This is a genomic window from Devosia sp. A449 (assembly GCF_054489375.1).
The window spans coordinates 135,837-148,391 of record NZ_JBTMWU010000005.1; the positions used below are offsets into that span (position 1 = coordinate 135,837).

At 64.3% G+C, this 12,555-nt stretch carries 8 protein-coding genes and 1 tRNA gene; 5 read left to right on the forward strand and 4 right to left on the reverse strand.

Annotated elements, in window-relative coordinates:
* Nucleotides 1-62: 62 nt before the first annotated feature.
* From ACX3OW_RS14805 to ACX3OW_RS14820, 4 genes are all read right to left on the reverse strand, one after another.
* Complete coding sequence (locus tag ACX3OW_RS14805; RefSeq protein WP_459096562.1) at nucleotides 63-1,544, reverse strand: ABC transporter substrate-binding protein; 1,482 nt, start codon at nucleotides 1,542-1,544, stop codon at nucleotides 63-65.
* 121 nt (nucleotides 1,545-1,665) lie between these two features.
* Nucleotides 1,666-3,324, reverse strand: coding sequence for an ABC transporter permease (locus ACX3OW_RS14810; protein ID WP_459096563.1), 1,659 nt, complete (start codon nucleotides 3,322-3,324; stop codon nucleotides 1,666-1,668).
* Nucleotides 3,325-3,366: 42 nt separating this feature from the next.
* Nucleotides 3,367-4,413, reverse strand: coding sequence for an extracellular solute-binding protein (locus tag ACX3OW_RS14815; protein WP_459096564.1), 1,047 nt, complete (start codon nucleotides 4,411-4,413; stop codon nucleotides 3,367-3,369).
* 201 nt (nucleotides 4,414-4,614) lie between these two features.
* Nucleotides 4,615-7,146, reverse strand: coding sequence for a histidine kinase dimerization/phospho-acceptor domain-containing protein (locus tag ACX3OW_RS14820; RefSeq protein WP_459096565.1), 2,532 nt, complete (start codon nucleotides 7,144-7,146; stop codon nucleotides 4,615-4,617).
* A gap of 272 nt (nucleotides 7,147-7,418) precedes the next feature.
* Between ACX3OW_RS14820 and ACX3OW_RS14825 the strand changes: the two genes are divergently transcribed.
* The 5 genes from ACX3OW_RS14825 (at nucleotide 7,419) to ACX3OW_RS14845 (ending at nucleotide 12,453) form a co-directional block, all read left to right on the forward strand.
* Nucleotides 7,419-7,495: transfer RNA gene (locus ACX3OW_RS14825), tRNA-His, on the forward strand.
* Between the two features lie 168 nt (nucleotides 7,496-7,663).
* Complete coding sequence (locus ACX3OW_RS14830; protein WP_459096566.1) at nucleotides 7,664-7,936, forward strand: YtcA family lipoprotein; 273 nt, start codon at nucleotides 7,664-7,666, stop codon at nucleotides 7,934-7,936.
* Entirely contained in the window at nucleotides 7,936-8,982 is a 1,047-nt protein-coding gene (mdtN, locus tag ACX3OW_RS14835; protein ID WP_459096567.1) for a multidrug transporter subunit MdtN, read from the forward strand. The genes ACX3OW_RS14830 and mdtN overlap by 1 nt, the downstream gene beginning before the upstream one ends.
* A complete protein-coding gene (locus ACX3OW_RS14840) occupies nucleotides 8,963-10,936 on the forward strand; it encodes an FUSC family protein (protein ID WP_459096568.1) in 1,974 nt (657 codons plus the stop codon). The genes mdtN and ACX3OW_RS14840 overlap by 20 nt, the downstream gene beginning before the upstream one ends.
* Nucleotides 10,933-12,453: a TolC family protein gene (locus ACX3OW_RS14845; RefSeq protein ID WP_459096569.1), complete on the forward strand. Its 1,521-nt coding sequence runs from the start codon at nucleotides 10,933-10,935 to the stop codon at nucleotides 12,451-12,453. Before ACX3OW_RS14840 ends, ACX3OW_RS14845 begins: the two co-directional genes overlap by 4 nt.
* Nucleotides 12,454-12,555: the final 102 nt, after the last annotated feature.

Genomic DNA, 12,555 nt, shown 5'->3' on the forward strand with positions numbered 1-12,555 from the left:
GTCTCCCTCCCCCTTGTGGGGAGGGATCAAGGGTGGGGGTATTCACACGCGCGAAACGAAAGTTACTCGGTCCAGCGGATATCGCGCAGGACCAGGCCTTCGATGGGCGAGTTCTGCCACATGCCGGTGAGCTTGCTGTTCCACACGCCGGTCTGTGGCAGCTGGAACAGATAGCCATTGACCGCATCCACGGCGAGGATGGTCTGTGCCTCGATGGCCAGAGCCTTGCGCTCTGTTTCGTCGGTCGTGCCATTAAGGGTCTCGATCAGCGCCTGGAAAGCGGGGTTGTCATAGCCGAAGTAGTAGTCGGGGTTGGCGTAATTGCCAATGTCGAACGGTTCCACATGGCTGATGATCGTGAGGTCAAAATCCTTGTTGGTGTACACGTCCTCAAGCCACTGCGCGAACTCGACATTGATCAGCTCGAGCTTGATGCCGACCTTGGCGAACTGGCTGGCAATGATCTGGCCGGACAGCTTTGCATAGGCCAGCGGCGGCAGCTTTAGCGTGGCGTTGAAGCCATCGGGATAACCGGCCTCGGCCAGCAGGGCCTTGGAGGCCTCGATGTCGAAGGGATAGGTGCCGGTCAGATCGACATAATAGGGGTTGTGCGGCGCGAAGGCGCTGCCGATCGGCGTGCCGTAACCATAGGTCGCGCCATCGATGATCGCCTTGCGGTCAATGGCATGAGCCATGGCCTGACGCACCTTGAGATTGTCGAAGGGCGGCTTGCGATTATTGGTGCCGAGGATGGTTTCGCCTTCGGTCGAGCCCGCCAGAATGGTAAATTGCGGATTGCCTTCGAAGACGCCGAGCGCCTCCTGGCCGAAATTATTGGTGCCGTCGATATCGCCGGCCAGCAGCGCATTGGTCATGGTCGCGGTGTCGTTGATGAACACATAGCTGACCTTGGTCAGCTGCACCGGCTCGCCCCAATAGGGACCATAGGCTTCCAGAATCACCCGGCTGCCCTTGTCCCACTGCACGAAGGCAAAGGGGCCGGTGCCGATGGGGTCATTGGCATTGTTGTCGGCGCTTTCCGGCGCCACGATCACCGCGTCGCCCCGGCCCAAATCGAACAGGAAGCGGCCGATCTGGCGGTCCAGCGTCAGTTCGACGGTCAGCGGGTCGATCACGGTGACGCTGGTGATCGGCTCGTAGAATTCGCGATGGGCGTTGACGCTGTCTTCGGCCAGGATGCGCTCGAAGGTGAACTTGACGTCTTCGGCATCGAAGCTGGAGCCGTCGTGGAAGGTCACGCCGTCATGCAGCTTGAAGGTGTAGGTCAGCCCATCATCCGAGATGGTCCAGTCGCTGGCGAGGCCTGGCTGCACAGCGCCGTTCTGGTCGATGCGGGTCAGGCCCTCGAAAACATTCTGATAGACCACAATGTCGATGGCCTCGGCGGCCCCGGCGGTGGGGTCGAGCGTGGGGGGCTCCAGCGCCACGCCAATTCGCACTTCGGTCGGCTGAGCGATGGCCACGCCGGCCATTGCCGTCGTCAGTGCCAGCGCCAGCCCGAAGGCCTGCAACGTCTTGTCCATAGGGTCGCTCCCATTGTGGCGGCGCCGCCGCCAGCCAGTCCATCGGCCGGACGTTCCAAAACTGGAACGTCCATTGCGAACATATATTGGATCGCCACTAACATGGCAGCAGGTTGCCTTGTTATACTTTCCTACGATCACCCAGCCGCGTAGCAAGAATCACCGGAATCAGCCCCGCCAGCACAATGAACAATGCGGGCAGCGCTGCCTGGGCAAAAAGTCCGACATTTGCCCGCATATAAACCAGCGTCGCCAGCGTATCGATTCCCAGCGGGCGCAGCAGCAGCGTGGCTGGCAATTCCTTGACGATTTCGACGAAGACCAGCGTTGCCGCGCTCAAAAGGGCTGGCATCAGCGTCGGCAGATCGATCTTGAACAGCAGGCCCAGCCCGCGTTCGCCCAGCACCCGCCCGGCATGCAGCATGGAATCGCCGCGCTTCTTCATCGCCGCATCGATGGTCGAATGGCTGACCGCCAGAAAGCGGATGGAATAGACATAGAGCAGTGCCGCCATTGAGCCGCTGAGGATCAGCCCCGGACGCCAGTCGAACAGCGCCATGGTCATGCGGTTGAACCACAGATCGGCCTGACCCAGCGGCTGCAGCAGCCCCAGCGCCAGCACCGTGCCGGGAATGGCATAGCCCAAAGTCGCCAGCCGGATGGCGCCCCGGCCGCTGGAATTGGAGCGCTGCGCCAGCTTGGCCGCCACCAGCCCGACAATGACGGTGATTGCTGCGCCCAGCGCGGCCAGGATGATGGTCGGCACCAGCGCGGCAACGGTCATGGCGATGGTTTCGGGCAGCACGACGCGGAAGGCCAGATAGGTCAGCTGGCCCACCGGAATACCGAAGCCGAGCCCGAAGAGGGCAAGGCAAAACACAAACGCCGCCCAGCGCCGGCCGCCCGCGAGCGGCTCCCGCGCCGGCGGCACCCGGCTGTCGCGATGCGCCAGATAGACCCGGTCGCGCCGCGCCCGCTGCTCAGCGGCGATCAACAGGCCGATGACCAGCACCACGGTGACCGCCAGCTGCGCCGCGCCGCCGAAATCGGAGCGGTTGATCCAGGTGGAATAGATGATCGCGGTGATGGCGTTGATGCCGAAATATTGGACGGCGCCCAGATCGTTGACCACTTCCATCATCGCCAGCGTCACGCCCACGACCAGCGCCGGCCGCGACAGCGGCAGGGTCACGGTGAAAAACGTCCGCATGCCGCCGGCGCCCAAGGTCCGCGCGGCGATATTGAGGCTGGCCGACTGCATCAGGAAAAACGCCCGGCAGGCGACATAGACATAGGGGTAAAGCACGCTGGACAGCACGATCACCGCGCCCCAGCTGCTGCGAATATCGGGAAACCAGTAATCCTGCAGCGTCTTGGCGCCGTTGAACGAGCGCAGCAGGGTCTGCACTGGCCCGGGAAAGCCGAGGAACTCGACATAGCTATAGGCCGCCAGATAGGTCGGTACCGCCAAGGGCAACACGAGCGCCCAATCGAATAGCCGCCGCAGTGGAAATTCGTAATGCGTCACCAGCCAGGCGGCGAGCAGGCCGACGCAGCCGGTGACCACGCCCACCGATGCCATCAGCAGTCCGGTTTCGCGCAAAGCCGTCGGCAGCATGGTCGCAGCCAACCCATTGCTGCCACCGATAGCCGCCAGCGCTGCCCAGCCGAGCCAGATGATCGGCAGGCCCATCAATGCAGCCAGCAAAAACGGAACGACCGGCAGGGAAAATCCCCTGCCGGCCTGTTCGCGTCGCGATGCCGTGTCGTTCGTTGTCAAACAACCACCGTGTCAGTCGGCGCAGGCGAGCTGCGCGATGTGTTAGTTTTGCGCACCTTCGTTGAACTTGAGTTCATCGACAAGCGCAGCGGCTTCGGCGCGGTGGGCCGCGACCTCGACCAGCGGCGTGCTGACGGGCTTGAGCGTGCCCCAGCTCAGCGTCAGTTCCGACGGCGACACCGACGGCACCACCGGGAATTCGTAATTGGTGTCAGCATAGATGCCCTGGGCTTCGTCCGACAGCAGGAAGGCGATCAGTGCGTTGGCGTTTTCGGCGTTCGGGGCATATTTGGCAATGAAGCCGCCGGCCACGTTCACCTGGGTGCCTTCGCCGTCAGCGTCGGGATAGATGATGCGCGCCGAGGCGGCCCATTCCTTCTGCTCCGGCTCGGCGGTGTTGTTGAGCATCGCACCCATATAATAGGTGTTGGTGATCGACAGGTCGCAGGTCCCGGCCAGGATGTTCTTGACGCCTTCGCGGTCGCCGCCGGTCGGGGCGTAAGCGAGATTGTCACGCACGCCGGTCAGCCAGGTCCGGGTTTCGTCGAGGCCATGCTCGGCGATGCGCTGGGCAATCAGCCCGATATTATAGGCATGGTCGCCAGCACGGGTGCACAGACGCCCCTTCCACTCAGGACCAGTGATGTCGTCATAGCTCAGCGCGGTGGCGTCGACGCGATCCTTGGAGACGTAGAACACGCGGGCGCGCAGCGACAATGCGGTCCAGTTGTCATTGTCATCGCGGAAGGCCTGCGGCACGCGCTCGTCCAGCACCGGAGTGGTGATCTCCTGGGTCAGGCCCTGCTCTTCGGCACCGACCAGATTGCCGATATCGACGGTCAGCACCACGTCGGCCGGCGACAATTCGCCCTCGGCCGCGACGCGCTCCAGCAGGCCGTCGCCGGCGTAAAGCACATTGGCCTTGATCCCGGTTTCTTCGCTGAACTTGTCCAGCAGCGGCTGCAGCAGGCTCTGCTCGCGGTAGCTGTAAATATTGACTTCGCCGCTCTGGGCGAAGGCGGGGGAAACGAGGCCGGTCAGGGCAACACTGCCGAGCAGGGCAAGGGCGAGGCGCGAGGTCTTGGTCATGGCGTTTCTCTCGGGTCAGGCGGGGTCAAGGCCCGCAGTGAAGCCGCTTTCTCACAATGGTGGCATGAGAGTCAATATTACCAAACGATATCAAAGACTTGCAGTCTGGAATGATTCAAAGAACCGGGCGTAAAATGAAATAGTATCAGCCCATTAGCTGATTGCCCCACTCCACTTAATTTTCTGCAGTCCGCCCAGGGATTATTTCGCCGTCTCAGGTGTAGCTGGGCGTTCCACCAGATCGGCGGGGATGAGCAGCGAGAACAACATGCCCTGTTCTCCAGCCGGATCGACCGAAAGCGAGAAGGCGTTGACGGCCAAGAGCGAGCGGGTCAGCGCCAGCCCGACGCTGGAGCGCACCGGCGTCATCATCTGCCCATCCCGGCCGACGCCATCGCGGAACACCACGAAACGCTCGGCCATATCCACCGCGCTGGTCGAGCTGTCGCGCACATGCACGGCAATGCCGCCCTCGTCGGTATGCTGCGCCGAAATCACCACCGCGCCGCCAGTCGGGGTCTGGTCGATAGCGCTAGCCAACAGGTTGAGCACCGCCTGCGCCAGCGAGGCCCGGTCGGCGGTGACGCGCGGCAGGCTCTGCGAAATGGCATTGCGCACGATGACCCGCGCGCCGCTGGCCTGCTGGCGAATGCGAATGATGCAGCTTTCGAGCAGCGAGGTCAGGTCGATGCTGGCGCGATGCGGCAGATAGCGGCCATCGCGCAGCCGGGCGTAGTCGTCCAGCTCATCCACCAGCGCCGCGATTTCGTTGCCGGCCGCGGCGATATCCTCGGCATAGCTTTCATAGCGCTCATTCTGCAGCGCGCCGAAGGCCTCGGAGCGGATCAGATCGGAAAAGCCGATAATGGTATTGAGCGGCCGCCGCACCCCACGGCTGATCCGCGCCAAAAGGCCCGGATCGGCATCGGCAGGACCCTTGAGCTTCAGCGGCGACAGGTCACGGGCCCGCACAAAGCCGAAATAGCCGGTGATGACGCCAGCTTGGCCCTGCGCGAACACGATGATTTCCGCATTGCCCGAGGCGGCCCGCAGCGTCAGGCAAGGGCGCGCCGTTTCGGCGAAGCGGGCGGGGCGCTCAAGAAATTCACGCAGATTGGCCAACTCGCCCGGTGCCACCAGCGCCGAGAGCGGCTTGCCCTCCAGCATGCCGTCAGCGCCAAGCAGGCTGGCGCTGCGGGCGGTGATGGCGCTGATCACGCCGGCCCGGTTGGTTTGGAAAAAGCCATCGCCGCGGATTTCGGCAAAGCTCTGGGCGAAGGCATTGACCGCGGCTTCATGGCCGGTGCGCACTTCTGTCGTGCTGGCCGACAGCATCAGGGCAGGGCGACCCTGCCAGGAAATTGACTGCAGCCGCGCGGTCACCGGCACCAGCGTGCCGTCGCGCTGCACCAGATGGTTCACCGGCCCGGCGTCGTCGCCTTCCGACCCGGCGGCGGGGAATACCGCTGCCAGGCCGGCAGCGCGCAAATTCTCCACCGAATCATAGCCCACCATTTCGGTGATGGCGCGATTAGCGAACAGCACCTGCTGGTCGCGGAACACCAGAATGCCGAGCGGCAGCCGGTTGAGCACCAGCGTTTCGCCACCCAGATTGATCAGGGACCCGGTGCGCGTCGGCGCGGGCACCGGCTCGGTGGTCGGCTTGGCCGCCGGGGCGGCATCGCCGACGCGATCATTGAGGATGCGCGACAGCTCATCGAAATTATAGCGCGACACCCGCTCCACCGTATCGGCATCCGCGACCGGCTCGGGGGGCAGTTCATCGGCGACTGGCGGGGCCTCGTCCGCCACCGCGTCGAGCACCGCCAGATCTGCCAGATCGGCTTCGGCGTCGGTCTGCTCCGGCCCCAATTCTGCATCAGCCACAAAGCCGCGTCCGGTGATGGTGAACAGGCTCACGGGTGCCGGCTCGTCCGCTACGGGCGCGGGGGGAGGCACATCATCGGCTGCGGTCAGCGGCGTGTAGAGCGCCTCATCGGCCGCCAGACGGTCCACCAACTGGCTGAGACGGCTGGGCCCAGCCGGACGCTCGGTTTCTTCGGGCGATTCGGTCTCTTCTGCGTCCTCGGGGGAGGCAGCGGCAACCAGCTCAAGCGTCGGCGAGCCGTCGGCCTCGCGCCAGTTCTCCAGCTCGCGGGCATAGAGGCTGTCGTCGGATTCGATCGGGCGCTCTACGGCATCTTCTTGCGCCGTGTTGTCGGGAGCGGGTTCGTCATCAGCCCCATCGGCCAAGGCAGCCGCTACGTCGTCATGCTGCGGCGGTGGTGCTTCCGCCGGAACAGACTCAGCTTCACTGGTGACCAGCTCGGGGGCCGTGCCTTCAGAATCAGTGCCGGCTGCCGCCAGGATCTCTGGCGCGATGGGGTCGACCCCCACCACCAGCAGCACGGTCTGGCCGTCCTGCCAGACCAGCGGCGTAGTGGCGCAGGTGCTGGAGGCCGGCTTGCCGCCGGCAAGGAACTGAATGCGGGCAAGGCTGGTCCGCCCGATCGAGCCGAGCCTGATGCTGCGCGCCATCTGGCCTTTGATCGGCACGGCGGTCGGCGCCAGCTTCAGCCCATGCTTCTTGACCTTGGCCAGAAACAGCGATGCTGCGTCATTTTGCCAGAGCAGCAACAGGCCATCCTGCGACCACAGCCAGGCCGGGCGCGAATCCCCGGCGTGTTGCAGCACGCGGCGGGCGCTCGGTGATGTGATCCAGTCAGCATCCATCGACGATTAATTCTCCGTTACGGATGCGCCGGCGTATCGTGTCATTCCGGCACAATTATCCCCGGAACTGCAAGGTTTCTTCAATATAGGGTGCAGCCGGCAGGGTCCAGTGCGGTGCAGCCACCAGGCTTTGCCTTCCTTTGGGATGGTTAAACCGCGCTTCGGCGCCAATAGTCCGCCAAGGCAAAATCGGAGCTTGTCTTCCCAGATTTCTCGACCTATGTTCCGCCCGCTTTCGGGACGAGCTTTCGGCCATCCCTCGCAGAGCATTTGCCGCCTTAGCTCAGTTGGTTAGAGCGCTAGATTGTGGATCTAGAGGTCCCCCGTTCAATCCGGGGAGGCGGTACCATTCCTTCCTGACCAATATCGGTGTTCGCGGGATGGGCGCATCTCCGCGCCTGGATTTTACGTCGCGCCGATTGACGCGGGGTGAAGCCGCGGCACCCTTCGATTTACCGTTGCAACCAACTGCGTGTAGGGTCGGTTGTTGAAATTCTTCATTTTTATGAAATCACACATGATCCGGTTTTTTCTGACAGCGGCGGCGGCACTGGCTTTGGTGGGTTGCACCGGGACGGCGCGGGCGCCATCGGTTCCGGTGTTCGGCTCGTTCTTTCCCGCCTGGATCATCTGCGCCGTTGGTGGCGTGGTGCTGGCGCTGGTGGTGCGGGCCCTGCTGATCCGGCTACGGCTGGATGAGCATCTGCCCGCCCCGCCGCTGGTCTATCTGTGTCTGGCGATTTCAGGCGGTATTGTGGCGTGGCTGCTGTGGTCGGGGGTGATTGGCTGATGCGCGCCGTATTGGGAAAGATCATTGGCTACGCCATCTTCGCGGTCACGCTCGGGCTGATCTATCTGGCCTGGTCCACCAATGTGCATAGCCCGCGCTCCGATGTCGCCGAAATCGAAGCGCCGATCGTGCATATTTCGTCCACTGTGCCGGGGCGCATTGTTGCCATCGAGGTGGCCAACAATGCCCGCGTCAGCAAGGGCGACGTGCTGTTCCGCATCGACCCCGAGCCGTATCAGCTGCGCCTGCAGCAGGCCGAGGCCGAGCTGCGCGCCGCCCAATCCGAGGTGTCGCAGGGCGAGCGGAATATCGCCACCGAACAGAGCAATGCCGACGTGGCGCAGAAGCAGATCGAGCGGGCCAAGTTCAATTCCGATCTGGCCCAGCAGACGCTGGATCGGCTCGAGCCGTTGCTGGCGCAGGGTTTCGTCACTGCCCAGCAGGTCGATCAGGCGCGCACCACGCTCAATGATTCGCTGGTCAGCCTCGATCAGGCCCTGCAGCAATCGCAGGGCGCCAGCGGCATCATCGGCACGCTCGATACCCGTCAGGCCCAGGTCGATACCGCGCGCGCCACCGTCGGGCTGGCGCAACGCGACCTCGACAACACGGTGATTTACGCCCCCTTCGACGGGCGTGTCGTCGGGCTGGTGATGCCGGCCGGGGAATATGTGCTCACCGGGCAGACGGTGTTTTCGCTGATCGATACTTCGGGCTGGGAGGCGGTGGCGTTTTTCCGCGAAACCGAGCTGCCGTCCATCACCATCGGCGATAGCGCCCAGGTCTTCGTCATGGCCGACGCCGACAATCCGATTGCCGGCACCGTCTCGGCGATTGGCTGGGGCGTGCGCTCGGAGGATTCGGCCACCATTCTGGGCCTGCCGCTGGTGTCCAACTCGCTCAACTGGATCAAGGTCGCCAAGCGCTTTCCGGTCTATGTGCATCTGCACGAGCCGCCGGATGGTTTGATGCGGGTGGGCGCCTCGGCTGTCGTCGTCATTTCCGACACCCAATCGGGGACCGGCGATGGCAGCGGCAACCACTAGCGCCCGCCTGACGGACTTCCTGCGCGCCGAACTGCGCCCCTATGACGGGCGGCTGGGCGCCTCGCTGCGCATGGCGCTGGCCTGCATGATCGTGGTGCTGATCGCCATGAGCCAGCACGTGCTCGAGGCGGCCCTGTCCTGCTACCTGATCTTCTTTGCGGCGCGCAACAATGCCGGTTCCGGCATTTTGATCGCCGGTGGGCTGATCGTCGCCGCCTCGGTGGGCATTCTGATCGGGCTGCTGTTTCTGCAACTGGCCGCCGATGAGCCGATGCTGCGGCTGGCCCTGCTGGTGCTGTTCACCTTTGGCGGCATGTTTTTCTCGCAGGCCAGCCGGGCTGGGGCCATCGCGGCAACGATCGGCTTCGTCTTCGCCTTCGTGATGACGCTCTACGACATCATCCCGATCCCGGAATTGCTGTCGCGCGCCTTGAGCTGGATGTGGGTCGTGGTGTTTTTCCCCATGGCCACGCTGATTCTGGTCAATGCGCTGCTCGGGCCCAATCCGGCGCATCTGGCGCGGCGCGCCATTGCCGACCGGCTGAGCATCACGGCGCGACTGCTGGCGGGCGACGCGACGGCCCGAGCCGAGGGCGAAGCGCTGCTGGCGGCGGGGGCAGGGGACCTCGCCACTTTCACCGGCATGGGCGGGCTGTTCGGTTATTTCTCCCGCGACGAAGCACGGCGGCTGGTCGCCATGGCGCCGGACAGCCAAAATCTGCTGGCGCTGGCGGTGGCATTACCCGCTGGGCAACAGGCCGATACTGCGGCGTCGCTGGCTGCACTGGCCGATGCGGTGCGGCAGGGCAAGCCAATGCCGGCGGGGCCGCTGGCCGACCCCGTCAGACGCCTCGCCGGGCTCTGGGCCGGCACCATTCCGGCAGCGGTCGCTGCCGAGCCGAAGCCCCCGCTGCTGGCCCCCGACGCCTTCACCAATCCGGTCTATCTGCAGTTCGCCCTCAAGGCGCTGCTGGCGGTGCTGATCACCTACCTCATCTATACCGCCTGGGACTGGTTCGAGGTCCACACGGCCATGATCACCTGCTTTTATGTGGCGCTGGGCAGTGCTGGCGAAACCCTGCACAAATCGGCGCTGCGCATTGCCGGCTGTCTGATCGGCGCGGTGATGGGCGTCGGTGCCATATTCCTGTTCATGCCGCAGATGACCGATATCGGCCATTTGCTGGTTCTGGTGGGCATTGGCAGCTTCATCGCCGCCTGGGTGTCCAATGGCAGCAGCCGCATTCAGTATATGGGCTGGCAGATGGCGCTGGCCTTCTTCCTCTGCGTGTTGCCGGGCTTTGGGCCGAGCTTTGACGTGTCGGTCGCCACCAACCGAGTTATCGGCATTCTGCTCGGCAATGTGGTGGTGGCGCTGGTGTTTCTGGGCATCTGGCCAGTCAGCGTCACCGGCGCTTTTGCCCAGGCGCTGCGAAGCGCAGTGCTGCCCTTGCGCAATGCGCTGCGGCGCGAGCCGACCCGGCTGGCGAGCGTCTGGCCGCTGCTGGCCGAAGCGCGGCGGCTGGGGAGCCTCTCGATTTTTGAGGCCAACCGGCTGCGGATCCGCTCGCCGGTGCTGCCCCATGGGCGCACCATTGCCGATGCTGTCGACGAAGTAGCGCAGACGCTGGTGCGGGTGGAAGCCAATCGGCAGGCTCCGCGCTATCTGTTTGGCGCCCCGCGCTGTGTGAAAGCAGCAACGCTTGCCTATGAAGCGTCGGCGGCCGAGTTCCTCGACCGGGCTGGTTCCGCTATGGTTAGCGCCGAGCCTCCCGCACAGGCGGAGCTGATGCGGCGTCTGGCCCGCAGTGAGGCTGCGCTCGGACGGCTGGAGATTTTGGCTACGCGCTATGCCCGGCCGCGCTCCGGATGGAAACGGGATCTGGATCGAACCATGGTGCTCTATCGCAAATTGCAGGCTGAACTCTCCAGCGCCACGGAGCAGGTGTTTTGAGGGCGCGCGGCTTTTGGGGCCTCGCCCTTGCCGGGCTTACGGCGCTGGGCCTTGCCGCCTGTGCGCCCAGCAGCCTGAGCCTGGCACCCGCAAGCGCCACCACGCCCTATCGCGGCGTTGCCGGCCAAGCCGCCGTCGGTGGTGGGGGCGCTGACTATGGCGTGACGCCCGACGCCAGCATGCCCATCGTCATCGCCGCCCCCCAGCTCGATGCCAACCACAGCTATAGCCTGCCCGAACTGATCAATATCGCCCAGCTGTCCAATCCGGTGACCCGCGCCGCCTGGCAGCGGGCGCGCGAGGCCGCCGCAGCGACGGGCGCTGTTGAGGCGACCTATCTGCCCATTCTTACCGCCGATGCGCTGGCTGGCTATGCGGTCACTTCCAATACGGTACCCGGCATCGATACGCCGCTGATCACCGTGTCATCGGGCTCGGTCACCAGCTCCGGTTTGCAGGTGGCGCCGGCTTTGGCGGTCAAATGGCTGCTGTTCGATTTCGGTGGGCGCGATGCGGCTTTGGCCAGTGCGCGGCAATTGTCGTTCGCCGCCAATGTCACCTTCAATGCGGCGCATCAAAAGCTCATCTTCGACGTCAGCAACGCCTTCTTCCAGTATAGCGCGGCGCGGTCGCAGACCCGCATCAACCGTGAGGCACTGGCCAATACCAAGGTGGTGCTGGCGGCATCCGAGGCGCGGCTGGGGCAGGGCATCGCCACCACCATGGAAGTGGCGCAGGCCAAGCAGCAGGTGGCGCAGGCCGAGTTCGATCTGACCCAGGCCACCGGACGCGAGCGCAATACCTATCATTATCTGCTCGAATCCATGGGCATTTCGCCCACCACCAAGATCAATGTGGAGGATGTCTCTGGCCGCGCGCTGCCGCGCGCCGTGCCCACCGATCTGGACAATCTGATCGTCGCCTCATTGCAGCGTCGTCCCGACGTGCAGGCGGCCTTCGCTCGGGTCAAGGCCAACAAGGAAGGCATTGCCGCGGCGCGGGCCGAGTTCATGCCCAAGATCGCCATGACCGGCACCGCCAATCAGGTTATCGGGCACTACTCGGTCGATGACAGCCGCTTTGGCACGATCGGCAGTCTCGACGTCAACCAGCCCAATGCGGCCCTGTTGCTGGGCGTCACCATGCCGATTTTCGATGGTGGATTGCGCGATGCGCGCATGGAGGCGGCGGTCGCCCAGGCTGCCGCGTCCGAGCAGGAATTTGCCCAGATGCAGAATATGGCGGCGCGGGAAATCGTCGTCGCCTATGACGTGTTGCGCACCAGTCTGTCAGGCTATGCCGCAGCGACCGAGCTGGTGAATGCGGCCCAGACCAATTACGACGCCACGCTCGACTATTACAAGAACGGCCTGGGCACGCTGTCCGATATCAGCGTCGGCCAGACCGGTCTGCTCAAGGCGCAATATGCCCGAGCCCAGGCCCGCAGCGATTCCCTCAGCGCCGCCGCGACCATGGCCTTTGCCACCGGCCAACTGACCAATGCCGGCGTGCCGTAGCACCGGACAGGTCAGCGATCGAAGGGCCCGTATGGTCCTTGATGGCCTTCCCGCCGCGGCCCCCTGATCGCCGATCGCAACTATGCCGGTGCTTGATCATTG

Coding starts and splice junctions, on each gene's coding strand:
- ACX3OW_RS14830 (WP_459096566.1), top strand. CDS start 7,664: ATGATCCGGTTTTTTCTGACAGCGGCGGCGGCACTGGCTTTGGTGGGT.
- ACX3OW_RS14820 (WP_459096565.1), bottom strand. CDS start 7,146: ATGGATGCTGACTGGATCACATCACCGAGCGCCCGCCGCGTGCTGCAA.
- mdtN (WP_459096567.1), top strand. CDS start 7,936: ATGCGCGCCGTATTGGGAAAGATCATTGGCTACGCCATCTTCGCGGTC.
- ACX3OW_RS14805 (WP_459096562.1), bottom strand. CDS start 1,544: ATGGACAAGACGTTGCAGGCCTTCGGGCTGGCGCTGGCACTGACGACG.
- ACX3OW_RS14840 (WP_459096568.1), top strand. CDS start 8,963: ATGGCAGCGGCAACCACTAGCGCCCGCCTGACGGACTTCCTGCGCGCC.
- ACX3OW_RS14815 (WP_459096564.1), bottom strand. CDS start 4,413: ATGACCAAGACCTCGCGCCTCGCCCTTGCCCTGCTCGGCAGTGTTGCC.